Genomic DNA, 26,310 nt, shown 5'->3' with positions numbered 1-26,310 from the left:
CTATGAATGGCTTTCAATTTCTCATCTAAACTGAATTTAGGCAAAAAAACTGCACCTCCATTGTTAGTCGTGTCTAACAAATGGGGTGCAGTTCATAAATTAGCAGCCTGGCTTTTTTGGGAAGATTTGAATTACGCACATGTCTCGACTAGGCTGCATTTTACTTCTTCGCGGCGTTTTCGCAAGTATGAAATACGGAAGAAGGTAGCAGCAGTTACAGCAGCCAGAATGACGCTTGTTGCGCCGATCCAACTGATGTAGCTCAGTGATGCCTGCTCGACGACAACACCGCCAAGACCAGCACCAGCGGCCATGCCAAGATGCAACACGGAGGTATTCATACTAAGCATAATGCCGGATGCCTCTGGAGCACGTGACAATAAATAAAATTGCTGGGTAGGGCTGGAAGACCAAACTGTAAAAGACCAAAACATCAGAAGCGGGAATACGATCAACGGCGATTGTCCATCTAGTGAGAGCAGAACTAGAGCAATGGTATTAAACAGCATTCCAATGACTAATGTGCGGGGAGCTCCCCATCTATCGGTGCTGTAGCCGCCGAATTTAGAGCCAAACAAGCTGGCGATACCGAAAGAGAAGAGTGCAATGCTTACGCTTTGCTCGCTTAATTTGGTTATGGTCAGCAAGTAGGGCGAAATATAGGTGTAAACAACAGAGTATCCACCAATCCACATGAAGGCGACAGCCAACGCGATCGCAATTTCAGGTTTCTTCAACAGTGCAAACTGTTTGCGAATCGGAACAGGCGCCTCGCCATTGGATTGGGGAATAGCAATAAGGATTAAGAACATGGCAAGCAAACCTAGTAGACCGATAACGCCGAAAATAAGCTTCCAATCATAAACCGAAGCGGCGACTCTTCCAAGTGGAACTCCGATAATTAAGGAGGCACTGAAGCCCATTATAAGTGTTGCAATCGCACTTCCTTGTTTGCCAGGTGCAGCGAGCTTGGCAGCAACCGTCAATGAGGTAACGAGAAACACGCCGGTACTAATCGCGAGAACAACACGCGATACGAGCAAGAATGTAAAGCCTGGTAACGCGATGGCAATCAGGTTGCCTACTGCAAATACACCAAGCGCATAAAGGAGAAGTTTACGTCTCTCCATACGTGCAGTGACGGCTATGACGATCGGTGTGCCGAAGGCATAGGCCAGCGAAAAAACGGTAATCAGCTGACCTGCGACCGATACGGAGACACCTACATCTACAGCTACCTTATCCAAAATCCCTGCAATAATATATTCGGATGTCCCAACTAGAAAGCTGATAATAGCCAATATATAAATTTTCAATGCGTTCGACATACGGGTAAAGCTCCTCTCTATACTTCAATGTTTTATATTTCTAGTTCTATAGAAATAATGTTTAAAAAAAATTACTCCAGCAAATAAGGCGCATATTTCTGTGCCATTTCGCGGTTTACGCTGTAGTAGATATACGTTCCTTCCTTACGGAGGTTCAACAGTCCACAGTCTGTCAATTGCTTCAAGTGATGGGAAAGCGTTGAGCTGGCTACCGATTCCAGCTTAGACTCGATATCCGAGCAACACAAAGTTGTCTCCTCCGTAAGGAGTAAGGCAATTTTGATTCTCGTGGGTTCTCCGAGCGCTTTGTACACTTTAATAGCTTGACGCACATTCGCATTTTCTTCTACCATCGTAAATTCACCTTTTTTCTAACTGTAGTTATTTCTATATCCGTAAAAATAATGTAGCACACCTTTTTTTGAATGTAAACAGAGAATAAGACTGTGCAGTTTATTTTAACAGATGAGTCGCTTGGGCTTTCCGTCAAAATAGCTACCATCTTACCAGGCTCTCATGCCGGGAACACCTGAAATCAGGTGTTCCCGGCTTCTTGCGTTCGCAGCCTGAATCGGCTCTCCCCGCAACATGATTGAGCTTCGAGTTAAAAAAGGATAGGATGGAATCTTTTATTTAAGACCATTATGTAAAAGTAACTTGCGTTGCAGAATGCGGTTGAAATTTTTGCCCATAATTATGGCGACAATCGTATAAGCTATTTATAATCGGAATGCTAGTATTCTGAAGGAAGCCTTAATGTTAAAATAGTCATGCAGAGCCGTTTATCAGGCATCATCCCATCATCAGTAAGTGGACTGAGTGACCCCAGAACGGAACGATTATTTTAGTTTTCCGCTAACAGTCATAACAGTCACGGAGGATAAGAAAATGAACAACTCGGAATGGGCAGAGTCCTATTTTCCAATATATACAGCAGACAGCATTCAATCATTGTATAGTACGTCAACCATGCCGATACATAGGATCCATGAGAACCTAACCGTTCTGTTGGCCGTTTCAAGTGGTAAGGGTTCACTTCATCTCGACGATCACATATACGAACTCACCGATGGCATGGTAATCCTTATTCCGGCGCAGAGTGATGTCGTTATACAGGGGAATCAGATGCATCCACTTCATATATACACCCTCTCCATTCGCACGCAAGAACAGAAGAGATCACTGCCAATGATAGCCATGGGACGGTCCAGTGTGCTCGCAACAGAAACTCTTATTGAGTTCTATGAACCTGCGATTGCAGCACAGCTTGAGGAGCTCTATATGTATCGTTTACCTGGCAATGAAGTCAGGCATATGCGTAACCAGATTCTGTTTCATCAAGTACTGATGAGTCTGTTGGAACGAATGGAAGCAAAATATATTGCGAGTGAGCAACCATCTATGGAACGCAGCATCACATTTATGGAAAACCATGTTAGTGAGAAGATAACAACCGAAGGACTTTCCGAAATTGCGGGAGTCAGTCGCTCTCACTACTCCATCCTATTTAAGCAGCTTACTGGATTTTCACCCAATGAGTATCTCTCACGCTTGCGTGTTCACCGTGCCAAAGAGTTATTAATTGGCGGGTCCGCTTCACTTCGTGAGATCGCGCTGAAGGTCGGATATAAGGATGAATTCTATCTTAGTCGTCGCTTCAAGCAGCAGACAGGAGAGAGTCCTTCAGGTTACACACGTCGCAGACCTTCTCAACGAGTGGCTGTGTGGTGTGCACCTTATGCAAGCCATTTAATGTTACTTGGATTGGAACCAGCAGTCGTCATCTCGGAAAGCAGCGAATATGTAAGCACAGAGGGAGTTAGCCCACCTCAAACGATACGTTTTATCCATTCTGACAGTTCACCTGAACAAATAAAGTCCGCATTGCTAGATGCTAATATTGAGCTCATCATTGCAGCAAATCAGCATCTACATATGAACGGATTAAGTTCTGAACGTCTGAGATCCATCGCTCCTATTGTTGAAATTGCGTGGATGGAGCTTGGGTGGAAAGAACATTTGCGGTTTATCGCACAGGCGATTCAAAGGGTGGAGAAGGCAGAACAATGGCTGGCAGACTTTGAAAGGGAAGAACAGCAGGCACGGGAAGCCATTCAAACGAGTCAGATTGTGAATGAGACACTGACTATTCTCGTCATAAAACCGGATGATATACAAATATATGGAAACAGAAATGTCGGATATGTGATGTATCAATCACTCGGATTACGTCCTCCGGCCAAGATTGCCCAGGAAATACAGAGGTTTGGCGACCAATTTCATTCGGTCTCTATCCAACTGTCGGAACTTCAGGATTACGAGGGCACTCGTATGCTCGTCATTGTTTTTCCAGATGAAAAAGGGTCCAAAGCTCATTCAGAAGGTATATTTAACTCGGAATACTGGAAAGGGCTCGAGGCAGTGAAGCGAAATCGGGTCTATGATCTGGAGCAGGAAGAGTGGATACCCTACAATCCGGTTTCCATTCGTCTGCAGCTCGGACGTGCTGTATCCTTATGGAGTGGCATCCAATAATCCAAAGGTTTTCTCAAACAAAAAGGCATGGTTAGGTTCATCCTGCATGCCTATAATTAGCTATTGTAATGAGAATGATTTTCATATTCAAAGAGAAAAGGGAGAGAGTCATCTAATGAGAAAGCTTTTTGTTCCATTTATATTCATTCTGGTTTTATTGCTTAGCGCTTGTGGAAGCAACTCAGCCAAAGATACAACGGAGAATGCAACTACATCCAACGAATCCACTTCTTCGAACACGGATTCCGCAGGTTCTTCATCCGAGTCAGATTCGGGCACGTTCACTTATCAATCGGAGACGGGTCCTGTGGAAGTTCCTTCCCATCCGCAACGCGTGGTTGTGCTGACCCGATTCCTGACAGGAAACGTGATGGCGCTGGATGTGCCGCTGGTTGGTGTGGATGAAATGTCCAAGGAGAACCCAAATTTCAAAGAAAAACTAGCGAATACAGAGGCGGTTACCGACGAAAGTCTGGAGAAAATTATTGAATTGAACCCGGATCTGATTATCGGCCTGTCTGATATCAAGAACGTAGATAAGTTGAAGCAAATTGCGCCAACAGTCACCTATACATATGGTAAGGTGGACTTCCTCAAGCAACAACTGGAGATCGGAAAGCTTGTGAACAAAGAAAAAGAAGCACAGGCTTGGGTTGAAGATTTTGACGCTCGAAGCAAAAAAGTAGGGGAAGAAATCAAAGCTAAAATTGGCGCGAATGCGACTGTATCCGTTATTGAAACGTTTAATAAACAACTTTATGTGTATGGCGAGAAATTCGGACGTGGAACGGAAATACTGTATGATCAATTCGGTTTAGGCATGCCAGATAAGGTCAAGGAAGCGACCAAGAAAGACGGATTCTTTGCTGTATCGAACGAAGTACTGAAAGACTACATGGGAGACTATGTGATATTCAGTAAAAATGCCGATGAGGACAATTCGTTCCAAAATACCGAAACATACAAAAATATTGATGCGGTGAAAAATAATCGAGTATTTGAAGCCGATGCCAAGGCATTCTACTTCAATGATCCACTCAGTATGGAATACCAGCTGGAATTTTTTATCGAACATTTTCTTGGCAAGTAAACCTTGAACGTGATGAAAAATAAACGAATTCCTTTTCGGTTTGCTACTAAGCTGCTGGGTAGTGTACTCGTACTTATCGTGTGCTTCATCATCGCCATGATGTTTGGCGCAGAAGAAACAACATTTCGCAATTTGTGGCTGACCCTCACCTCTGCGACGAAGAACGATAATATTCTTATTCTGCGAGAGATCAGACTTCCACGGGAACTCGCTGCCATGCTGATCGGAGCGGCTCTCGCCGTCTCCGGAGGCATCATGCAGGGAATTACTCGCAATCCGCTGGCTGATCCTGGACTGCTGGGTCTGACTTCAGGTGCCAATATGGCACTCGCCCTGGCTTTTGTCTTCATGCCATCACTCGGATATTTTGGAATTATGGTCGCTTGTTTTGTTGGTGCTGCACTTGGAGCAGCATTGGTTATTGTGCTCGGCTCAATGCGGAGGGGGAGCTTATCCCCTATCCGGGTAGTGCTGGCCGGGGCAGCGGTATCTGCTTTTATGTATGCCATCTCGGATGGCATCAGTATCTTTTTCAAAATTTCCAAGGATGTATCCATGTGGACTTCGGGAGGACTCATCGGAACGACATGGGGCCAGATTCAAGCCATTGCGCCTGTCATACTGATTGGTCTAGCTGTAGTTCCGTTCCTTTCCAACCAGATCAACATTCTTAGCTTGAGCGATGAGGTTGCGACTGGACTGGGGCAGAAGCTTGTACTCGTCAAAACCATTCTGTTCCTGCTGGTCATCGTGCTTACCGGAGCGTCGGTTGCATTAATTGGGAATATGGCTTTTGTCGGCTTAATGATCCCGCATATTGTCCGTAAATTGGTGGGCACGGACTATCGGTATATTATACCCGTATCCATTTTTGCCGGAGCATCGTTTATGCTGCTTGCCGAAACACTGGGTCGAACGATAAATGCACCTTACGAAACACCTGTGGTCGCCATAGCTTCCATGCTTGGTTTACCTTTCTTCCTGTTCGTTGTGCGTAGAGGGGGCAAAGCATTCTCATGACAATGTCTGCGCGAATTCGCAAGCAACGACTGATTCTGCTCGTGTGTTTGCTGCTGATCCTCATCACGGCTGTGGTAGGTATGAGCTGGGGTTATTCCTCGTTGTCTTTCAAAAGGGTAATTCCGGTGTTATTTGGTCAAGGTACATTTAAAGAAGACTTTGTTCTGTTTTCGGTCCGATTACCTCGAATTTTTATTACATTACTAGCTGGTATGGCCCTTGCGCTGTCAGGCTCTATTTTGCAGAGTATTACGCGTAATGAATTGGCCGATCCAGGCATCATCGGAATCAATTCAGGTGCAGGTGTTGCTGTTGCAATCTTCTTTCTGTATTTCCCGATTGAAGCGGGCACATTCGTTTATATGTTGCCGTTAGCTGCTTTTATCGGTGCATTACTGACAGCGGCGCTCATCTATCTGTTCTCCTATAGCCGGACCAAGGGACTTGATCCCATAAAAATGGTGCTGGTTGGGGTTGGATTCTCGATGGCGCTGTCAGGCATCATGATCGTCATCATCTCTTCCGCGGAGCGCTCCAAGGTCGACTTTATTGCCAAATGGATATCCGGAAACATATGGGGGGCAGACTGGCCATTCATATGGGCTTTGCTGCCTTGGCTGATTGTGTTAATCCCGCTTACTTTGTTCAGAACCAGACGGCTTGATCTGATGGGGCTGAACGAAGAAACAGCGATCGGAGTGGGGTTGAAGCTGGAGCGGGAACGCTTGGTACTCATGGTGATTGCTGTTGCAGCTGCCGCATCTGCTGTATCGGTTACGGGAGGGATCGCGTTTATCGGTTTGATGGCTCCACACATCGCCAAAGCGCTGGTCGGTCCACGTAACTCGTTATTTATTCCTGTTGCCGTTCTGCTTGGAGGCTGGCTTCTATTAATTGCAGATACGGTTGGACGCAACCTGGTTGATCCTGATGGAATTGCAGCAGGAATTATGGTCTCCCTAATCGGTGTGCCTTATTTTGTCTATTTATTATTGAAGAAATAATCTAAAATGCTTTAGACTAATTGAACACTTAGCTAATGAGGCTATCTTTTGTCGTCAAGACAAGGGATAGCCTTTGTTTATAGTTTTGACGGGGGAAAGGTGAAACTAAAGCTAGCCAGTATGTTTGATGTAACGATTATTGGTGGTGGGCCTGCCGGATTATTTTCAGCTCTGAGGAAAACGAAAAATCCGCTCACCCGTCAGCATGACGAGGAGCGGTTTCTTTTTCACAATCAGACCGATTTCGTCGGTCTGATTAACTAATGAATGTAAGGTTCGGTTTTTAGCGTTTAACCGCTTCTCCAGCGAATACTTCAACGTTCATTGGAGCAGCCATGAATGCTGCTGCTTGTTGAACAAAAGCCTGGAAATGGGCGCTAGTGTTGTGGGAAGCTGTAGCGGCTTCGTCTTTCCACAGTTCAATCATCGTGTAATGATGTTCGCGTTCAGTACTTTTGGCGAGATCATAGCTGATGTTGCCTTCTTCATTGCGTGTTGCAGGGATCAGCACTTTTGTTGCTTCCAAAAAAGCTTGTTCCTGGTCTGGTTTAACTTGCAAGTGAGCGTGAATGATAATCATAATATTCAACCTCCAATAGTGTATTTACAATGTTGTTATTGTTTCTGAATGAAAACGGTGTTTTACATGTAAAATGTTGACTGATATTATGCCCAAGTCGTAATCGTCTCAACAGGCAGACGGTAGGAAGGGTGACCTTCTTTGGCCGATTTACCGATCGAGATCAGCATAACGGGTTGGTAACGATCTTTATCCATACCGAAGGCTTCAGCAATTTGATCTTTCTCATAACCACCGATTGGGTTAGTATCATACCCATGAGCACGTGCAGCGAGCATCAATTGCATGGAAGCCAGACCCGCGTCAATCAGATTGACATCGCGAAGAGCGGAAGCGGGCATATTTTCATAATAAGGCATTACAGTTTTGAGCTGCATTTCCTTGACTTCCTGTGGCATATAACCGAGCTCGACAGCTTTACCAAAAATTTCGTCCATGTACTCGACATTGTTCATATCAATAAATACACCAACGACTGCTGCGGAAGTCAAAACCTGATTTTGGTTGAATTTCGCGAGAGGAGCAAGCTTTTCTTTGCCTTCAGCCGTATCTACAACGAGAAAACGCCAAGGCTGCAAATTGATGGAAGATGGGGCACGAGAAGCTTCTGCCAGAATTTCTGTCATTTCTTCACGGCTGATTTTGACTTCAGGATCGTATAGTTTTACAGACCGGCGGCCGTAAGTAATTTCGTTAAAATCATTTGTTTTTTGAAAAGTGCTTTGGAATGTACTCATGTATGGTTCTCTCCTCTATATATGGGTTTAAAAATTGTTTTGCATTCGTTCCAGGAAATCAGCAAGCAGATGAACTTCTTCTTCACTAAAATCCTGTAGAATTTGATTGATAAAATTGGTTTTCTCAACTTTATAACCTTCGATTTGCTTCCGTCCTTCATCCGTAAGGCGGACAAAGGTAACGCGGTTGTCTTCCGGATTTTTACGTCTGGTGACCATCGAATCGGCTTCAAGCTGCTTCAGATGGCGAGTGATCGCCGCACTGTCTATATTAATAATTTTTTGCAACATGGACTGATTAATCTCGTCCACCTGATCCAACTCATGCAAAATCTCAAAGCGTGATGAGCTGATGCCCGTACAGCGTTCGAACTTGGGGCTGATCTTGTTACCCAGCCCGTTTAGCAGATTGATAATCTGCTCCTCCTTGGAAAACACACGTGTCATGACTAGACCTCCCGGGTGAATCTCGACCATGAACAACGGCTTATGTGAACAAAATACATAAAGTTGCCATTATACAGTGCCATTGCTTAGTCAGTAATATCTGCTAAGTTAATCTTTGACGTATCAATATTTGATGCATCAATCATTGATGGCTCAATTAATATATCATGGGTGTTTTGATTTTGCAACAGGGTAGTCATGTGAAGATAAATCCATCTATTCCAAAGCGATAGTCTTCTTGGTTCCGTAGGTGTAGGTTATCCATTCAAGTAACTTTATATTGATTTATATTGCGATTGAGAATAATTATCAACTATAATGAAGGTGATGTACATACAGATGAAATTGACGTCACAGAAATGTTTAAACAATAGAGAGTTCTAAGCTGTGCTTAGATTGGAGGGATGAATGCAAATTCCTGCCGGACGATAATAGCATGTTGGAGGGGGGAGTCGGTTCAGTTTATCCTGGATCGGAGTGATGAGTCTCTTTGCAATGCATTAGACTTTCCTATATACTTCAAGCTATTGATCAATTAATTACTAACAAATGGAGGTGTGATTACCATGGCTAAAAATGCAGCGGTATCGGTTAATCGACGTAGTGATATCATATCCGCAGCGATTGAGGTGTTTGCTGAAATCGGCTATTTCCGGGCGACCACAGCTCAGGTAGCAGAAAGAGCAAATATTTCGCAACCGTATATCTTTCGTTTCTTTAAAAGCAAAGAAGCTTTGCTTTTAACAGCACTGGAGGTATCCTGGACGCGATTGATTGATTCATTTCGAGCGGTGGTGGAGACAGCTTCCCCAGATCAGTTGGAGAACGAGTTAACTGAAGCCTATGAAGAGATTCTTAAATCTCACAAGAACGAAATTTTGCTGCAAATGCAGGCGCAGACGGTTCAGGAGGAAGTCATCCGTCAAGCAATGCAAAAAGGATTCGCAGAGGTTCGAGATATGGTATTGGAAGCTTTTACAGCGGCAGGCAGTGCCAATCCAAAGCAAAGAACGTTAATATTCTTGGCAATCGGCATGTTATGTAATATATCGACCGCACTGGATATGCCAGAGCTTATGGATAGATAGAAAGGGAAGAGTCCCTTTTTGCATTTTAGTTATTGATCAATCACTAAATATACGTTATATTGTGTTTAAGTAAGTAATTGATCAATAACTAATTGAGAGAAAGAGGTTGAGATGAAATGAAAAGAGCAATCGTGGTTGGGGCAACAGGTGGAACGGGCGCAGCGATTACAGAGGAATTGATTAAACGTGGCATTTCTACAATCATTTTTGGTCGCTCACGTCAAAAACTGGAGCAACTTGCGGTAAAACTGGGTTCACCTGATCATCTACAGATCGCTATCGGAGATGCATTCCGATCCGATGATATTATAGCTGCTTCACTAGAAGCCGATGTAATGTTTCATTGTGTGAATGTACCTTATAACGAAATGGAGAGCAAGCTGATTCCTCTGGGTGAATCCGTTATGGAGGCGGCAGAACAACTGGGCCTAAAGGTGGTCGTCATTGACGGGATTTATCCGTATGGCAGAAGACAAATGAAAGAAGTGACTGAAGAACATCCAAAGCAGCCGCATACTCGAAAAGGAAAGACTCGGCTTGCTTTTGAGCAGATGTTATTTAGCAGCAAATGGCGCAAAGCGCAAGTAATGATTGTTCGCTTGCCTGATTATTATGGTCCTACTGCCAATCAGGCTTCTTACCTGGGGTCTACGCTTGAAGCAATAGCGGAAGGAAAAATGACTTTTTTTATCGGAACTATGAAAATTCCACGAGAATATATATATTTGCCAGATGCAGCGGTCATGGTTGTGGAGTTGGCGGGCAGAGATAATGCCTATCGGCAGAACTGGAATATCCCTGGTGCTGGCATAATATCGGGTAAGGAAATCGTACGTATTGCACAACAGGAAGCGGGTAAAGCGAAACCGGTCATAGCCCTCGGCAAAACAGGACTTTCGCTGCTTGGATTGGCCGTACCGGTAATGAAAGAAGTTGTTGAAATGTTATATTTGACAGAAGAACCGCTGGTGTTGAGTAAAAAGAAATACGAGGCCAACGTTGGGCCGGTGAAGATGACTTCTTTTGAAGAAGGGATTGCACAGACGATAGGTGAGCTGCAAAAGAAATAAATGTGTATGTGGATTTATAATTGATCAATCAATAAATAAATTGTGAATGCTGATATGACTTCATTAATGGGCGGTGCACAAAACATGTCCTAGACATAGAGTGTAGTATTGCAAAAGCGGAGAATAGATACGGTGTATAAGGAGGGGGGAATTTCTTGTGAGCTATATGTCCAAAAAGCAACGCAAAATTTCCTCAATCAATACAACCAAACGCAAATTAAAAAAAGCAGGCACTCGCGTTTCTAAAAAAGGAAAATTCAAATGTAAATCCAAAAAGAAGCTTGCACTTAAAAAGAAAAGAGCTGTCAGATCCAGATGCTTTGTGCTTCGTGGACCTAGGGGATATAGAGGCTTTCAAGGAAAGACAGGTGCAATCGGAGCTACGGGAACCACAGGAGCTATGGGAATAGCAGGTAAGCTGGGTAATACGGGAGCTACTGGCTTGATAGGAATAACGGGATTAGCTGGAGTCCAAGGAATGACTGGAGTAACAGGTACAACTGGTGATCCGGGCGTTATAGGTAATACGGGTGCAACTGGATCAACGGGAGCCTCTGGGACAACAGGTGCAACTGGAACCACGGGAAATACTGGTGATCCAGGAACGACAGGTGCAACAGGTGCGACAGGGATAACTGGAGCGACGGGCGATCCCGGAGTGACCGGAATAACAGGCGCTACAGGAACTACAGGTGCGACTGGAGTAGGAACAACCGGGGGTACTGGAGTGACAGGCGTTACAGGTTCGACTGGAGCAACCGGAGCTGTGGGAGCAATGGGAATAACAGGTGTAACTGGAACCACCGGTAGCACTGGAGTGACGGGTGTAACGGGTGATCCTGGAGTGACAGGCGTAACCGGAGTAGGAATCACCGGGGCTACCGGAACCACAGGCGCAACAGGATTTACGGGTGTAACTGGTGTAACCGGAACAGGAACGACGGGATCAACTGGTGCAATGGGGCCTACTGGTGTAACAGGTGTGACAGGCGCAACGGGAACAGGAATAACTGGAGCTACTGGTGCGACGGGATCAACTGGGGTAACTGGTGTGACAGGTTCAACCGGAATAGGAGTCACCGGGGCTACTGGAACCACCGGCGCCACTGGAGCACCGGGTCTTACTGGGATAGCCGGTGTAACAGGAGCAACGGGAATAGGAACAACCGGAGCTACTGGTGCGATGGGTCTTACCGGAGTAACTGGCGCGACAGGTGCAACCGGAACGGGAATAACCGGAGCCACTGGTGAAACTGGCTCTACTGGTGTAACCGGAGTGACAGGTGCAACGGGAACAGGAACGACTGGAGCTACAGGTTCGACGGGTTCAACTGGCGTAACCGGAGTGACAGGTGCAACCGGAACGGGAACAACCGGAGCTACAGGCGCGACTGGCTCAACTGGTGTAACTGGAGCTACTGGTGCCATCGGCGCAACAGGGCTTACTGGAGTAACTGGTGCGACAGGTGCAACCGGGACTGGAACAACTGGAGCTACTGGTGTAACGGGATTTACGGGTGTAACTGGTGTGACAGGCGATCCTGGAGTGACCGGAATAACAGGCGTTACAGGTTCGACTGGAGCAACCGGAGCTGTGGGAGCAATGGGAATAACAGGTGTAACTGGAACCACCGGTAGCACTGGAGTGACGGGTGTAACGGGTGATCCTGGAGTGACAGGTTCAACGGGTGTAACCGGCGCCACTGGTGCAACGGGATCTACGGGTGTAACTGGAACCACCGGTAGCACTGGAGTAACGGGTGATTCTGGAGTGACAGGTTCAACGGGTGTAACCGGTACGACAGGCGCCACCGGAATAGGAGCAACTGGAGCAACTGGCGCGACGGGGCTTACTGGTGTAACCGGAGTGACAGGTGCAACGGGAACAGGAACGACTGGAACGACTGGAACCACTGGAACCACTGGTGCGACAGGATCTACTGGTGTAACAGGTGTGACAGGCGATCCTGGGGTGACCGGAACAACAGGCGTTACAGGTTCGACTGGAGCAACCGGAGCTGTGGGAGCAATGGGCATAACAGGTGTAACTGGCACAACAGGGATAACTGGAGTTTCGGGTGATCCTGGAGTGACAGGTTCAACGGGTGCAACCGGAACGACAGGAGCTACCGGTGTCACTGGAGCAACGGGGCTTACTGGAGTAACTGGTGCGACAGGATCTACGGGTGTAACTGGTGATACAGGTGCAACGGGAACAACCGGCGCTACTGGTGCAACAGGGCTTACTGGTATAACTGGAGCTACTGGTGCCACCGGCGCAACGGGTCTTACTGGGGTAACTGGTGCGACAGGTGCAACGGGGCCAACTGGTGTAACCGGAGTGACAGGAGCAACGGGAACAGGAACAACTGGAGCCACCGGCGCGACGGGTCCAACGGGTGCAACAGGTGTGACCGGCGCAACCGGAACAGGAGCAACGGGAACAACTGGAGCCACTGGAGCAACGGGTCTTACTGGGGTAACTGGTGATACAGGCGCAACCGGAACAGGAACAACCGGAACTACTGGTCCGACGGGCTCAACCGGGGTAACCGGTGCAACAGGTGCAACCGGAACGGGAACAACTGGAGCCACCGGAGCAACGGGACTTACTGGAGTAACTGGAGCGACAGGCGCAACCGGAGATACAGGATCAACGGGTGTAACTGGTGCGACAGGTGTAACCGGAACAGGAACGACGGGAGCTACTGGTGCAACGGGTCTTACTGGAGTAACTGGTGCAACAGGTGGAGCAGGAGCTACAGGCGCCACCGGCGCGACGGGTCTTACTGGGGTAACCGGTGCAACAGGAGCAACGGGAATAGGAACGACTGGGGCTACAGGTGTAACTGGGGTAACCGGTGTGTCAGGCGCAACGGGAACGGGAGCCACTGGCGCGACAGGATCTACTGGTGTAACCGGAGTGACAGGTGCAACAGGAACGGGAGCTACTGGTGCGACGGGCTCAACTGGTTTAACCGGTACGACAGGAGCAACGGGAACAGGAACAACTGGGGCTACCGGAGCCACCGGTGCCACAGGCGCGACGGGATCTACGGGTGTAACCGGAGTGACAGGTGCAACAGGAACGGGAAATACTGGAGCTACTGGTGCAACAGGATCTACGGGTGTAACTGGTGATACAGGTGCAACGGGAACGGGAACAACAGGAGCTACCGGAGCAACTGGAGCCACAGGTGCAACGGGTCTTACTGGAATAACAGGTGCGACAGGATCTACTGGCTCAACTGGGGTAACCGGTGCAACAGGTGCAACCGGAACAGGAGCTACCGGCGCGACGGGTTCAACTGGTGTAACCGGAGTGACAGGAGCAACGGGAACCGGAACAACCGGAGCTACTGGAGCTACAGGAGCCACCGGCTCAACGGGCTCAACGGGTGTAACTGGTGCAACAGGTGTAACCGGAACAGGAACGACTGGAGCCACTGGTGCAACAGGTGTAACCGGAACAGGAACGACAGGAGGCACTGGTGCAACAGGCGCAACCGGAACAGGAACGACTGGAGCTACCGGTGCAACGGGCTCAACGGGTGCAACTGGTACGACAGGCGCCACCGGAACCGGAGCAACTGGAGCTACTGGTGCAACAGGATCAACAGGTGTAACTGGTACGACAGGCGCAACAGGATTGACGGGTGTAACAGGTGCGACAGGTGTAACTGGAATAGGGACAACTGGTTCAACTGGGGTAACTGGTGTAACAGGTGTGACAGGCGCAACGGGAACGGGAACAACTGGCGCCACTGGAGCAACGGGTCTTACTGGAGTAACTGGTGCGACAGGTGTAACGGGAATAGGAACGACGGGAGCTACAGGTGCAACGGGTCTTACTGGGGTAACTGGTGATACAGGAGCAACGGGAACGGGAGCAACTGGAGCTACAGGATTAACGGGTGTAACAGGTGCGACAGGAGGCACCGGAACGGGAACAACCGGCGCTACCGGCGCGACTGGTTCAACTGGGGTAACCGGTACGACAGGAGCAACGGGAACAGGAACAACTGGAGCTACAGGTGCGACGGGTCTTACTGGAGTAACTGGTGCGACAGGTACAACCGGAATCGGAGCTACAGGAGCTACCGGCGCGACGGGTTCAACTGGTGTAACCGGAGTGACAGGAGCAACGGGAACCGGAACGACTGGAGCCACTGGCGCAACAGGATTTACAGGTGTAACCGGTGCGACAGGCGCAACGGGAACGGGAACGACTGGAGCCACTGGCGCGACAGGATCTACTGGTGTAACCGGAGTGACAGGTGCAACCGGAACAGGAACAGCCGGAGCCACTGGTGCGACGGGGCTTACTGGGGTAACTGGTGCGACAGGTGCAACGGGAACAGGAACAACCGGAGTAACAGGCGCAACCGGAACAGGAACAACAGGAGCCACTGGAGCAACGGGCTCTACTGGTGTAACTGGAGTGACCGGTGCAACGGGAACAGGAGCTACAGGTGCGACGGGCTCAACTGGGGTAACCGGTCCAACAGGTGCAACCGGAACCGGGGCTACTGGAGCCACCGGCGCAACAGGATTTACGGGTGTAACTGGTGCGACGGGTGCAACGGGTGTAACAGGTGCGACAGGCGCGACAGGCGCAACCGGAACAGGAACGACAGGAGCTACCGGTGCGACGGGTCTTACTGGGGTAACTGGTGCGACAGGTGTAACCGGAACCGGAACGACGGGAGCTACAGGAGCCACCGGCTCAACGGGTGCAACGGGTGTAACAGGTGCGACAGGCGCAACGGGAACGGGAACAACCGGAGCTATAGGTGCGACGGGGCTTACTGGAGTAACTGGTGATACAGGCGCAACCGGAACAACCGGAACAACTGGAGCAACGGGCTCTACTGGTGTAACGGGAGTGACCGGTGCAACCGGAACAGGAGCTACCGGCGCGACGGGTCTTACTGGGGTAACTGGTGCGACAGGCGCAACAGGAACGGGAGCTACAGGAGCCACTGGTGCGACGGGTTCAACTGGTGTAACCGGAGTGACAGGGGCAACGGGAACGGGAACAACTGGAGCCACTGGAGCAACGGGTCTTACTGGAGTAACTGGTGCGACAGGTGCAACGGGAACAGGAACAACCGGAGCTACTGGAGCCACCGGCTCTACGGGCTCAACGGGTGTAACCGGAGTGACAGGCGCAACGGGAACAGGAGCTACTGGAGCCACTGGAGCAACGGGCCTTACTGGGGTAACTGGTGCGACAGGCGCAACAGGAACGGGAGCTACAGGAGCCACTGGAGCGACAGGATCTACTGGGATAACTGGTAATACAGGACTTACTGGTGTGACAGGTGCAACAGGAACGGGAGCTACTGGTGCCACAGGAGCAACGGGAACGACTGGGGCCACCGGCGCGACAGGCGTCACCGGAACGGGAACAACCGGAGCTACAGGAGCCACCGGCGCGACGGGTGCAACGGGTGTAACCGGAGTGACAGGTGCAACGGGAATCGGAACCACTGGAGCCACTGGCGCAACAGGATTTACGGGTGTAACAGGTGCGACAGGCGCAACGGGAACGGGAACAACCGGAGCTACAGGTGCGACGGGCTCAACGGGTGTAACCGGAGTGACAGGGGCAACGGGAACGGGAACAACTGGCGCCACTGGAGCAACGGGTCTTACTGGAGTAACTGGTGCGACAGGTGTAACCGGAACAGGAACGACGGGAGCTACAGGAGCCACCGGCTCAACGGGTGCAACGGGTGTAACAGGTGCGACAGGCGCAACAGGAACAACAGGAACAACAGGAACAACAGGTACAACAGGAGCCGCTGGAGCAACGGGCTCTACTGGTGTAACGGGAGTGACCGGTGCAACCGGAACAGGAGCTACCGGCGCGACGGGTCTTACTGGGGTAACTGGTGCGACAGGCGCAACAGGAACGGGAACAACTGGAGCCACTGGTGCGACGGGCTCAACGGGTGTAACCGGTGTGACAGGAGCAACGGGAATCGGAACCACAGGAGCCACTGGCGCAACAGGATTTACGGGTGTAACAGGCGCGACAGGCGCCACCGGAACGGGAACAACCGGAGCTACAGGAGCGACGGGTCCAACGGGTGTAACCGGTGTGACCGGCGCCACCGGAACGGGAACAACCGGAGCTACAGGTGCGACGGGCTCAACGGGTGTAACCGGTGTGACCGGCGCCACCGGAACGGGAACAACCGGAGCTACAGGTGCGACGGGCTCAACGGGTGTAACCGGTGTGACAGGAGCAACGGGAACGGGAACAACAGGAGCCACAGGTGCAACGGGGCTTACTGGAGTAACTGGTGTGACAGGAGCAACGGGAACAGGAGCAACGGGAGCTACAGGTGCGACAGGCGCCACCGGAACGGGAACAACCGGAGCTACAGGTGCAACGGGCTCAACGGGTGTAACAGGTGCGACAGGGGCAACCGGAACGGGAGCTACAGGAGCCACCGGTCCCACTGGCGCGACGGGAACGGGGACAACTGGCGCAACTGGGGCTACCGGGGCGACTGGAGTTACTGGAGCCACGGGAGCCACCGGTGCTACAGGTGCATCAGGGCCCAATCTAGCTGCACAAGGGTTCTCTGCATTTTTGGCTAACCTATCAACAGCAACCAGTGCACAGTTAACCAACTGGAGTACAGCAAGTCCTTACTATGGCAATGCAAATTTTAATGCAACTACAGGCAATTACACGGTGCCCAATACGGGGACCTACTCGATTGTGGCAACAATCAATTTTTCTACAACTGCCGCGATTGCTATCTCATTGGGTGCTGGGGTCAATCCAGCGTTTCTGGTGCAAAGAACATCCCCCACTACCACTACTTTGGTCAATGGACTATTGCCAATCCTGAATATCAGTGTGACGCTACTCACGTTGCGGGCAATACTTGGTAGTGGAGCTGTAACGCTAGCTGCGGAGGTGGCGTTGAACGCTGGCGATGTGATCGGGTTGTATTACGCAGCGAATGGATTAACCATTACTCTGAACCTGGGGATTGGGACAACGAACGGTATTGTATGGTCAGTACATGAATTGACATGAGGCAACAATTATCCAATATTCCCCCATTAAAATAAACAAACATGAAAACAGATCCGGGTTGGATCAACCGTTATATCCAACCTGATCTGTCTTTTTTACATACAGGAAAAATTCCTTAGATTTGGTTTCGTTATGGTTAACAAGCATGTTAGATATTTTTAGGTGTGGTGACAAGAAAGCTGCCGTGAACTTCAAAAAATTGATTCCAACTCATATAATAACGCTAATCCTAATGAAAATGATGTAAGGAATTAAGAGGATATCGTCGTCCTTATCCATATGGTAAAGGAATTTGGTTGAATTTGAACTTGCAAAATATCCATAACAGAACAAATAATAACACAAACATAACATTAAACGAGCGTTTCGTAGAAATATACGAGTGGACGTTGAAAGGGTTGAGGAATGATGAGCCTTGAAACATTAAACCAACGAGTACAAGATGATCTGGCTTATCTCGCATATGGAGGTGCGGATTGGATTCGCCCGCGGGAACATGACGAAGGCCATATCTATGATGTCATTATTGTAGGTGGTGGGCAGAGCGGCTTGGGTGCTGCTTTTGGATTTCTGCGTGAGCGGATATCCAACATTCTCGTCATTGATGAAAATGCCGCAGGGTTGGAGGGACCTTGGGAAACTTATGCGCGTATGGTCACGTTACGTACACCAAAACATCTGACTTCCATTGATCTCGGTATTCCTTCGCTGACGTTTCGAGCATGGTGGGAGGCGCAATCGGTCTTCTCCGGATGGGATGCGGTTGATAAAATTCCGCGCAGCGAATGGATGAACTATCTGCGCTGGTACAGGCAAGTGCTTAATCTGCCTGTCATGAATGAAGTGAAATTGAGACTGATTGAACCTGCAGATGGAGGCATACACCGACTGCACATTACAGGTGCGGGGGCTCCAAGTAATATGTTGCTGGCACGAAAGGTTGTCTTGGCTACGGGCATCCAGGGTGGTGGGGAGTGGCATGTACCACCAATGATCGCTGAGAAAGTACCTAGACATTTGTATGCACATACGTCGGAGCTGATTGATTTTGAGCGGTTACAAGGAAAAAGGATTGCCATACTTGGCGGCGGGGCTTCTGCCTTTGATAATGCCAACTTTGCACTAGCCACAGGCGTGGCTGAGGCTCACGTATTTGTGCGGCGGGAACAATTGCCGAGCATTAACCCGATTCGTCAGATGGAACAATCCGGTATGATCGAACGGTTTCACGTTTTGTCGGACGAGGATAAGTATGTGACCATTTCCCATTTTTTCAAATACAATCAGCCACCGACGAACGATACCTTCAACCGAGCCGCTGCATGGCCAGGCTTCCAATTACATCTTCATGCGCCTTGGCTGGATATACAGATGAAGGATGGGAAAGCGGTAGTGACTACGCCACAGGGCAAGGACTCCTTTGATTTTTTGGTCATAAGTACGGGTATGGTGAGTGATCCGTCACTGCGTCCCGAGCTCAGTATGGTAGAGGCACACATTGCACGCTGGGCAGACCGCTTTCAAGCTCCGATAGGACAAAGGAATGCACTGCTTGATGCACATCCCTACCTTAGTCCCGGGTTTGCAATGACCAGCAGAGATGAGGAGGGGCAGGATAAGCTGCGTGGGTTGTTTGTCTTTAACTACTCTGCACTTGCAAGTTGCGGCCTCTCCGCCTCAGCAATATCGGGGACAAGGAATGCTGTGCCGAAGTTGGTTTCAGCTGTAGCCGACCAGCTTTTCCTGGATGACCGGGAACAGATCTTGGAGCAATTTTTTAAGTATAACGAACAGGAATTTACCGCGAGTTGGGTGAAAAGTGAAGTTGGAATCTGAGTATTCAAAATAACCGTACAGCGGGGTAAGATGCTGTACGGTTTTCCTTTTTCTAAAGTTACATTTACGTGTGCTTATATAATGCTGTAAAATATCGAATTATACAGCGTTAAGGCAGGCGATAGATTATTGTGAGAATCATGGATTATGAGGGGTTCAGAACCCATTTGAAGAAAGCGTCACGCAAACGAAATGAACCCTTGATCAAAATTGTAGCTTTTCAGGAAAAGTATATGAAGATTGAAGAGATCCAATATTATGATGTAGAGCAGAACTATATGAGTGTTCAGGCGTGTAATACGCTGTGGATGAACTTGAAAGATAAATCGTTCCGCAATCTGGTGTCCCATGATCTGAAGTATTTCCAAACCATGGACAACCTCGGCCGTCATTCATTGGAGAATCTAATTAAAGAACTGTACGACATGGCTGTTCCAATCCTGCTGGATTATGATCCAAGTGATTTTTATAGTTTGCAGCAGTTGTCTGAAATTCTGGTACTGGATGAGATGAAGCTAGTAGAGAAATTGGAGATGGGGCGTTTTAAGGGTGCATTTATTAATGAAGAAGGAAATTGGGTAAAACCCAAACCAGACAGGGCTGAGCTATTCCTATAATTGAAAAAAGAGACTCGTGTCAATTCCATAATGACCGAATATCCATTCTGCAATGGTACGCCGAATAGGCACATTGCAGTTTTTTTCATTAACGAATCTGCCTACAACCAATCTGTCAACGAAGAAGGTTCAGCCGTTTCGTTTCACGACAAAAGAGTCTCCGCTTGGTCCCGGTGTTCCTGGAATGGAAACAACCTGTTTTTGCTGAATCATGATGCCTTTCTCTTTGACGATGAAGCCGGGGCAGCGACCGTTCAGGCGACAACACTTGAAGGTGACAGGCGTGATTTTTGCCATCCGGGAGATGGTGTTTCCCAATGATGGAGCTTCTACAATCCATTCCGCGGATGATTGCTGACCTGTATATTGCTGAACGGTGCGGAAAGTCCAATTTTGGGTCAGGTTATGAAGTGTGATACACCAGCGAGTTCGATTGATTCTGTAAATGGCCGCTCTCATCCGATCTCCCGGTGATACAGGAAAAGGGATGACCGTTTCAACGTCCGGAAGAATTTCCCACCAGGCATAATAACTAGCTTGGCCGTTAACCCAATCATGGCCTGTTCCAGTCTGAATGAGATTGGAATTCTCGTATCCATCGATTCCGATCCAGGCTGAGGAGTATGAGGACTTGGACGATGGTAAAACAAAGGGCACGTTCCATTCAGCCGAGATACGTCTGAATTCAGCTTTGTCACCCGCGCGGGCATAACCACTCCAGTTGGAGGAAATCCACCCGAAGCGTAGTGAAGAATTTGTTTTGCCTGTATGAGGTATACAGGGTTTTCGGCGTTTGTTTCGATTATTCGCCATACGGCCACCTCCCATGTGAAAATAGAGACGAAATCATTCGTTCGATATTATCAAATGCATGGAAGACGAAAGAGGACATGGACAATCTGAGAAAGAAATAAGGTTTGAATGATTTTGAACGATATTTAGGGTTGAATGCGATGTTTGATGTCTATAAAATGTCGAATGTTGATGGTTTTTGAATGTTTTTAAATTAATTTGAATGAAAGTGATTGTTTTTTGAGGAATTTATGTTACTATAAAAGCAGTTGGAGGAATGAAAATGCTAACTGAAGAACGATATGCTTCAATTATAGAGCGCTTACACGAAAGAGGCATTGTGAAACTGCAAGAGCTCGTCGATGTGCTGGGTGCTTCTGAATCAACGATACGGCGTGATTTAATTGACCTGGAGAGCCGTCAGATGCTGAAACGCATACATGGTGGTGCTGCTCTAGTGAATGAAAAGACGCCGGAACCCGGTATGGAAGAAAAAACGTTCAAAAACATTCAACAGAAAACGACGATTGCTCGTTTAGCTGCGCAGGAAATCAACAATGGTGAATGTATCTATCTGGATGCAGGGACGACGACATTAGCCATGATCGCCTATATTGAGGCCAAGGACGTTACGGTAGTGACGAACGGACTTTCTCATGTAGAAGCGCTGGTAAGTAAGCGAATACGCAGCTATCTGCTTGGCGGAATGATGAAAATTCACACCAAAGCCGTGATTGGCAGTATCGCATTACAGAACATGGACAACTTCCGTTTTGATAAATGTTTTATCGGAACCAACGGAGTGGATGCCGAAATGGGGTATACAACTCCCGATCCGGAGGAAGCCTTGATTAAAAGACGTGCACATCAATTGTCCGGGAAATCTTACGTGCTGGCTGATTCCAGCAAAATTGGGGAAATTACTTTTGCCAAACTGTTTGACCTTGAGGAGGCAGACTTGATCACAGAACGTATGCCGGAACACTGGCGCTCTGTAATCGCCCAGAAAACTAAAATAATTGAGGGATAGCCATGATATATACCGTAACACTTAATCCTTCCATTGATTACATCGTGGAAGTGGATGATCTGAAGCTTGGTGATTTGAATCGTATGAATCGGGACCTGAAACTTCCTGGAGGCAAAGGCATTAACGTATCGCGAGTGCTTAATCAACTGGGAGCCAAAAACACTGCACTCGGATTTCTAGGAGGGTTCACAGGCCGTTTCATTAATGACAAATTGCAGGAAGACAAGATTCTGACGGACTTCGTTACCATCGCAGATGATACCCGAATTAACATCAAGCTGAAGCATGGGGAAGAGACAGAGATTAACGGACTGGGACCAGCCATTCGACCAGAGGAAGCAGCGGGGTTGCTTAACAAGTTATCCGCATTGCAAAAAGGAGATATCGTCATTCTTTCGGGAAGTGTACCACCTTCACTGGGAGTTGATTTCTACGATCGTCTGATCAACGTGTGCAAACAAACGAGTGCCGAATTTGTAATCGACACGACAGGACCCGCTTTAATGGATGCTTTGGTACATGAACCGCTGCTGGTGAAGCCGAACCATCACGAACTAGCTGAACTTTTCGGAGTAACCATCGACACTCAAGAGGAACTGGTGACCTATGGTCGCAAGCTTTTGGAAGCAGGTTCCAAACATGTGTTGATCTCCATGGCAGGAGAAGGAGCGCTGTTGATTACCAAAACAGATGTCTACCATGCGAGCGTTCCAAAAGGTGTCGTGAAAAACTCGGTTGGTGCTGGAGATTCCATGATCGGTGGATTCGTAGGTACATTTGGATTAAACGAAGACCTGCTTGAAGCGTTCCGAACGGGGGTTGCTTCGGGTAGTGCGACGGCTTTCTCAGATGACCTGGCGACTCGTGAACTCATCGAAGAGCTGCGTACTCAAGTCACCGTAACCAAAATATAGTCCGTACAAAATGAATGGAATACAGGCCCCTTTTTAGAAGAGGGGATTCAGTTAATAGCAGATAACAGCGTAAGAAGTACAATTATAAGTCGGTCTGTATCACGCAGGCTGACTGAATTTAAGGGAGTGTTCCAAATGAGAATAACAGACCTGATGATCCAGGAAACGATGATCATGGACCTGCAAGCCACGACGAAAGAAGAGGCTATTGATGAACTCATTGCAAGTTTAAACCGTAGCGGGCGTATTAATGATCCGGTTCTGTTTAAGGAAATGATTTATAAACGCGAAGCGGAATCCAGCACGGGAATCGGTGTCGGTATTGCCATGCCTCATGCCAAAACAACAGCAGTTAATGAACCTACAGTTGTATTTGCCAAGAGTCGAAAAGGACTTGATTTTGAAGCACTTGATGATGAACCGGCTCATATATTCTTTATGATTGCAGCTCCAGAAGGGGCGGCTAATACACATCTTCGTACACTTGCGGCTCTTTCCAGGCTGTTGATTGATAGCGATTTCATCTCGCAGCTAATGAGCACGGACACTCCTGAAGAAGTGACTGCATTATTCGATGCGAAACAGGCGGAAGAAGCGGAGAAAAAAGCTGCCAAAGAAAAAGCCGAAGCGGAGAAAGCAGCAAATGCTGCAAATGGAACAAATTCTGTATCTGGCGCGGGCAATGTGAATGGACACATGCAGAATACATCAGGCCTTATTGTTGGTGATGCAGCATCTGAAGATTTTGTCGTTGCAGTAACCGCTTGCCCAACAGGTATTGCTCACACGTTCATGGCTGAAGACGCTCTCAAAAAGAAAGCACAGGAGATGGGCGTTAATATCCGAGTGGAGACCAACGGTTCCGAAGGAGCACAGAACGTACTGACAGCTGATGAAATCGCTCGTGCCAAAGGGGTAATCATTGCGGCGGATAAAAATGTGGAAATGGCCCGCTTTGATGGCAAACCGGTATTGCAAAGACCCGTAAGCGATGGCATTCGCAAATCCGAAGAACTGATTCGCAAAGCAGTTAACGGGGACGCTCCGATCTACCGAAGCCAAGGCGGCAACGGCGGGAAGGGTGAAGGAGAAAGCCAAGGCAAATTGAGCATGGGCAGCAAGATTTATAAAGATTTAATGAACGGGATCTCGCATATGCTTCCATTTGTTGTAGGTGGCGGGATTTTGCTCGCCATATCCTTCTTGTTTGAACAAATTGCGAGTCCGGACAATCCTATTGTGCAATTGTTGCAGACCATTGGTGGCGGGACCGGTGCGTTCCACTTCCTGATTCCTGTCCTTGCCGGTTTTATTGCGATGAGTATTGGTGATCGTCCGGCCCTGATGCCTGGTATGGTCGGTGGATTGATGGCTGTGAATTCGAACGCCGGTTTCCTTGGTGGTCTGGCTGCCGGTTTCCTGGCAGGTTACGTTGTAATTGGTCTGCGCAAACTATTTAAAGGACTTCCTAAAGCAATTGACGGATTGAAACCAATCCTGCTCTATCCTGTGTTCGGATTGCTTATCGTTGGTGCAATAAGTTTCTATGTCTTTGATCCAATCTTCGGTTCCCTTAACACATGGCTTGTAGATGCACTTGGAAACCTGGGTACAGGAAATGCTGTATTGCTTGGCTTGCTGCTTGGCGGCATGATGTCCATCGATATGGGTGGACCGTTTAACAAAGCGGCTTATACATTTGCTATCGGTGTATTCACATCCAGCGGCAATACGGATGGTGCTTGGATGGCAGCTGTTATGGCGGGCGGTATGGTACCGCCACTAGCGATTGCACTCGCTACAACGTTCTTCAAATCCAAATTTACGGAGCAAGAACGCAAATCAGGTTTGACGAATTACGTGCTCGGATTTTCCTTCATCACGGAAGGTGCCATTCCATTTGCTGCGGCTGACCCGCTGCGTGTCCTGACATCCTGTATTCTCGGTTCTGCTGTTGCAGGTGGGCTGACTCAACTGTGGAGCATTAACGTACCTGCTCCGCATGGCGGAATCTTTGTTGCGGCACTGGCGAATCACGCATTACTCTTCCTGCTTGCTGTAGCAATCGGTGCAGTAATCTCCGGTCTGATTCTCGGACTGTGGAAAAAATCGCCGACCATTGTGAAATAAGTCAAAGGGTAAAGTTTCCCTAAAAGTTATAAACAATCTCTATCTCATAGATTATTTAAAATAAGATGGCATCTCCTCAGTGAAATTCACTGGGGAGATGCTTTTTTATTTCGCTGCAGGTCATTCTGTGATAAGATAAATAATATCTAATTAATGAAACAATGTTTCATCTAATGAAACTATAAGGAGGGAACAGCATGTCTAATGATCAGATTAAAGGACAGGTACGCAAACAATTTGCGAAAAATGCGGAGAAATATGTGACTAGTGCCGGTCATGCCAAAGGGGATGATCTGGCATTTCTTGTGGCTTCATCTCAAGCAAGCTTGGATATGAAGGTGCTGGATATTGCCACTGGCGGAGGACATGTTGCCAATGCATTAGCTCCGCTTGTGGAGCAGGTTATCGCATTGGATTTAACGGATGAGATGTTACAAGTGGCTGAACATTTTATCCGGGGAAATGGGCACCAGAATGTGGATTTTGTTGCAGGAGATGCTGAACACGTCCCTTTCGAGGATGATTTCTTTGACCTTGTGACCTGTCGCATTGCTGCACACCATTTTCCAGACGTACCTTCCTTTGTAGCAGAGGCGCTTCGAGTAATGAAACCTGGTGGCAGACTGTTATTAATTGATAATGTGGCACCTGAACATGATGAGAATGACCAATTTTACAATGAAATCGAGAAGTGGCGTGATGGAAGTCATGTTCGGGCATGGCGTAAGACGGAATGGATTCGGATGTTGGAGCTTGCAGGATTTCGAATGGAAACGATGGTTTCCTTTGAGAAACACTTTATATTTGAAGACTGGTGCAATAGGGCTGGACTCCCGGAGTCGGAAAGTAGAGAGCTTGAAGCAAGCATGCTGAGCGCGCCATCTGTAATTAAGAAGTATTTCAATTTTGAAGTGACGCATTCTGGCAGACTCGCTAGCTTCAAAGGAGAAAGTGTATATATTCAGGCGGTAAAAGGAAAATAAGGTTTCGCCATCATTAATTAATTCGTTAAAGTGGGCAAAAGCAAAAGCA

General features: G+C 48.2%; 20 protein-coding genes. 14 read left to right on the top strand and 6 right to left on the bottom strand.

The window, feature by feature from the left end; genetic code table 11:
• Positions 1 to 131 precede the first annotated feature (131 nt).
• Both CRO25_RS10700 and CRO25_RS10695 read right to left on the bottom strand, forming a co-directional pair.
• On the bottom strand, positions 132 to 1,328 hold the full coding sequence (locus CRO25_RS10700) for an MFS transporter (protein ID WP_079694895.1): 1,197 nt from the start codon (positions 1,326 to 1,328) through the stop codon (positions 132 to 134).
• 71 nt (positions 1,329 to 1,399) lie between these two features.
• A complete protein-coding gene (locus tag CRO25_RS10695; RefSeq protein ID WP_063568292.1) occupies positions 1,400 to 1,681 on the bottom strand; it encodes a helix-turn-helix transcriptional regulator in 282 nt (93 codons plus the stop codon).
• Between the two features lie 535 nt (positions 1,682 to 2,216).
• Between CRO25_RS10695 and CRO25_RS10690 the strand changes: the two genes are divergently transcribed.
• From CRO25_RS10690 to CRO25_RS33320, 5 genes are all read left to right on the top strand, one after another.
• A complete protein-coding gene (locus CRO25_RS10690; protein ID WP_079694894.1) occupies positions 2,217 to 3,863 on the top strand; it encodes a helix-turn-helix domain-containing protein in 1,647 nt (548 codons plus the stop codon).
• Positions 3,864 to 3,978: 115 nt separating this feature from the next.
• Complete coding sequence (locus CRO25_RS10685) at positions 3,979 to 4,953, top strand: iron-hydroxamate ABC transporter substrate-binding protein (RefSeq protein ID WP_079694893.1); 975 nt, start codon at positions 3,979 to 3,981, stop codon at positions 4,951 to 4,953.
• A 12-nt stretch (positions 4,954 to 4,965) separates the two neighbouring features.
• Positions 4,966 to 5,973: an iron ABC transporter permease gene (locus CRO25_RS10680; RefSeq protein WP_079694950.1), complete on the top strand. Its 1,008-nt coding sequence runs from the start codon at positions 4,966 to 4,968 to the stop codon at positions 5,971 to 5,973.
• Positions 5,970 to 6,977 carry an iron ABC transporter permease gene (locus tag CRO25_RS10675; RefSeq protein ID WP_079694892.1) on the top strand — a complete coding sequence of 336 codons (1,008 nt, stop codon included), beginning with the start codon at positions 5,970 to 5,972 and terminating at the stop codon, positions 6,975 to 6,977. Before CRO25_RS10680 ends, CRO25_RS10675 begins: the two co-directional genes overlap by 4 nt.
• Before the next feature lie 99 nt (positions 6,978 to 7,076).
• Positions 7,077 to 7,241: a hypothetical protein gene (locus tag CRO25_RS33320; protein WP_179132127.1), complete on the top strand. Its 165-nt coding sequence runs from the start codon at positions 7,077 to 7,079 to the stop codon at positions 7,239 to 7,241.
• A gap of 19 nt (positions 7,242 to 7,260) precedes the next feature.
• Here the strand turns inward: CRO25_RS33320 and CRO25_RS10665 are convergent, their stop codons facing one another.
• The 3 genes from CRO25_RS10665 to CRO25_RS10655 all read right to left on the bottom strand — a co-directional run bounded on the left by CRO25_RS10665 (position 7,261) and on the right by CRO25_RS10655 (position 8,741).
• On the bottom strand, positions 7,261 to 7,557 hold the full coding sequence (locus CRO25_RS10665; protein WP_079694890.1) for a putative quinol monooxygenase: 297 nt from the start codon (positions 7,555 to 7,557) through the stop codon (positions 7,261 to 7,263).
• Positions 7,558 to 7,643: 86 nt separating this feature from the next.
• Positions 7,644 to 8,294 (bottom strand): nitroreductase family protein, encoded by a 651-nt coding sequence (locus CRO25_RS10660; protein ID WP_064639252.1) that lies wholly within the window; start codon positions 8,292 to 8,294, stop codon positions 7,644 to 7,646.
• Between the two features lie 27 nt (positions 8,295 to 8,321).
• Positions 8,322 to 8,741 (bottom strand): MarR family winged helix-turn-helix transcriptional regulator, encoded by a 420-nt coding sequence (locus CRO25_RS10655; protein WP_063568299.1) that lies wholly within the window; start codon positions 8,739 to 8,741, stop codon positions 8,322 to 8,324.
• Between the two features lie 566 nt (positions 8,742 to 9,307).
• On the opposite strand from CRO25_RS10655, the gene CRO25_RS10650 reads away from it, so the two are divergent.
• The 5 genes from CRO25_RS10650 to CRO25_RS10630 all read left to right on the top strand — a co-directional run bounded on the left by CRO25_RS10650 (position 9,308) and on the right by CRO25_RS10630 (position 20,412).
• A complete protein-coding gene (locus CRO25_RS10650) occupies positions 9,308 to 9,829 on the top strand; it encodes a TetR/AcrR family transcriptional regulator (RefSeq protein ID WP_079694889.1) in 522 nt (173 codons plus the stop codon).
• Between the two features lie 116 nt (positions 9,830 to 9,945).
• Complete coding sequence (locus CRO25_RS10645) at positions 9,946 to 10,899, top strand: SDR family NAD(P)-dependent oxidoreductase (protein WP_079694888.1); 954 nt, start codon at positions 9,946 to 9,948, stop codon at positions 10,897 to 10,899.
• Between the two features lie 166 nt (positions 10,900 to 11,065).
• Positions 11,066 to 17,959, top strand: coding sequence for a hypothetical protein (locus tag CRO25_RS34130; protein ID WP_306291804.1), 6,894 nt, complete (start codon positions 11,066 to 11,068; stop codon positions 17,957 to 17,959).
• A gap of 408 nt (positions 17,960 to 18,367) precedes the next feature.
• A complete protein-coding gene (locus CRO25_RS10635) occupies positions 18,368 to 19,795 on the top strand; it encodes an NAD(P)-binding domain-containing protein (RefSeq protein WP_079694887.1) in 1,428 nt (475 codons plus the stop codon).
• Positions 19,796 to 19,962: 167 nt separating this feature from the next.
• Positions 19,963 to 20,412 (top strand): hypothetical protein, encoded by a 450-nt coding sequence (locus CRO25_RS10630; protein WP_079694886.1) that lies wholly within the window; start codon positions 19,963 to 19,965, stop codon positions 20,410 to 20,412.
• Between the two features lie 129 nt (positions 20,413 to 20,541).
• Here the strand turns inward: CRO25_RS10630 and CRO25_RS10625 are convergent, their stop codons facing one another.
• A complete protein-coding gene (locus CRO25_RS10625; protein ID WP_079694885.1) occupies positions 20,542 to 21,225 on the bottom strand; it encodes a G1 family glutamic endopeptidase in 684 nt (227 codons plus the stop codon).
• 262 nt (positions 21,226 to 21,487) lie between these two features.
• Between CRO25_RS10625 and CRO25_RS10620 the strand changes: the two genes are divergently transcribed.
• The 4 genes from CRO25_RS10620 (at position 21,488) to CRO25_RS10605 (ending at position 26,261) form a co-directional block, all read left to right on the top strand.
• Entirely contained in the window at positions 21,488 to 22,234 is a 747-nt protein-coding gene (locus tag CRO25_RS10620) for a DeoR/GlpR family DNA-binding transcription regulator (protein ID WP_079694884.1), read from the top strand.
• Positions 22,235 to 22,236: 2 nt separating this feature from the next.
• Positions 22,237 to 23,148 carry a 1-phosphofructokinase gene (pfkB, locus tag CRO25_RS10615; RefSeq protein ID WP_079694883.1) on the top strand — a complete coding sequence of 304 codons (912 nt, stop codon included), beginning with the start codon at positions 22,237 to 22,239 and terminating at the stop codon, positions 23,146 to 23,148.
• A gap of 135 nt (positions 23,149 to 23,283) precedes the next feature.
• Complete coding sequence (locus tag CRO25_RS10610; protein ID WP_079694882.1) at positions 23,284 to 25,278, top strand: PTS fructose transporter subunit IIABC; 1,995 nt, start codon at positions 23,284 to 23,286, stop codon at positions 25,276 to 25,278.
• Between the two features lie 197 nt (positions 25,279 to 25,475).
• Positions 25,476 to 26,261 carry a class I SAM-dependent methyltransferase gene (locus CRO25_RS10605; RefSeq protein ID WP_079694881.1) on the top strand — a complete coding sequence of 262 codons (786 nt, stop codon included), beginning with the start codon at positions 25,476 to 25,478 and terminating at the stop codon, positions 26,259 to 26,261.
• Positions 26,262 to 26,310 lie beyond the last annotated feature (49 nt).

Source organism: Paenibacillus sp. RU5M (assembly GCF_900221055.1).
GTDB lineage: Bacteria > Bacillota > Bacilli > Paenibacillales > Paenibacillaceae > Paenibacillus > Paenibacillus marchantiae.
This window is presented reverse-complemented; position numbering and strand designations above follow the sequence as displayed.

Bases quoted from the DNA above. Each gene is read 5' to 3' on its own strand.
- CRO25_RS34130 (WP_306291804.1), top strand. From the start codon at position 11,066: ATGTCCAAAAAGCAACGCAAAATTTCCTCAATCAATACAACCAAACGC.
- CRO25_RS10635 (WP_079694887.1), top strand. From the start codon at position 18,368: ATGAGCCTTGAAACATTAAACCAACGAGTACAAGATGATCTGGCTTAT.
- CRO25_RS10650 (WP_079694889.1), top strand. From the start codon at position 9,308: ATGGCTAAAAATGCAGCGGTATCGGTTAATCGACGTAGTGATATCATA.
- CRO25_RS10685 (WP_079694893.1), top strand. From the start codon at position 3,979: ATGAGAAAGCTTTTTGTTCCATTTATATTCATTCTGGTTTTATTGCTT.
- CRO25_RS10675 (WP_079694892.1), top strand. From the start codon at position 5,970: ATGACAATGTCTGCGCGAATTCGCAAGCAACGACTGATTCTGCTCGTG.
- CRO25_RS10620 (WP_079694884.1), top strand. From the start codon at position 21,488: ATGCTAACTGAAGAACGATATGCTTCAATTATAGAGCGCTTACACGAA.
- CRO25_RS10605 (WP_079694881.1), top strand. From the start codon at position 25,476: ATGTCTAATGATCAGATTAAAGGACAGGTACGCAAACAATTTGCGAAA.
- CRO25_RS10655 (WP_063568299.1), bottom strand. From the start codon at position 8,741: ATGACACGTGTGTTTTCCAAGGAGGAGCAGATTATCAATCTGCTAAAC.
- CRO25_RS10690 (WP_079694894.1), top strand. From the start codon at position 2,217: ATGAACAACTCGGAATGGGCAGAGTCCTATTTTCCAATATATACAGCA.
- CRO25_RS10665 (WP_079694890.1), bottom strand. From the start codon at position 7,557: ATGATTATCATTCACGCTCACTTGCAAGTTAAACCAGACCAGGAACAA.
- CRO25_RS10645 (WP_079694888.1), top strand. From the start codon at position 9,946: ATGAAAAGAGCAATCGTGGTTGGGGCAACAGGTGGAACGGGCGCAGCG.
- CRO25_RS10610 (WP_079694882.1), top strand. From the start codon at position 23,284: ATGAGAATAACAGACCTGATGATCCAGGAAACGATGATCATGGACCTG.
- CRO25_RS10680 (WP_079694950.1), top strand. From the start codon at position 4,966: ATGAAAAATAAACGAATTCCTTTTCGGTTTGCTACTAAGCTGCTGGGT.
- CRO25_RS10625 (WP_079694885.1), bottom strand. From the start codon at position 21,225: ATGGCGAATAATCGAAACAAACGCCGAAAACCCTGTATACCTCATACA.
- CRO25_RS10700 (WP_079694895.1), bottom strand. From the start codon at position 1,328: ATGTCGAACGCATTGAAAATTTATATATTGGCTATTATCAGCTTTCTA.
- CRO25_RS10695 (WP_063568292.1), bottom strand. From the start codon at position 1,681: ATGGTAGAAGAAAATGCGAATGTGCGTCAAGCTATTAAAGTGTACAAA.
- CRO25_RS10660 (WP_064639252.1), bottom strand. From the start codon at position 8,294: ATGAGTACATTCCAAAGCACTTTTCAAAAAACAAATGATTTTAACGAA.
- pfkB (WP_079694883.1), top strand. From the start codon at position 22,237: ATGATATATACCGTAACACTTAATCCTTCCATTGATTACATCGTGGAA.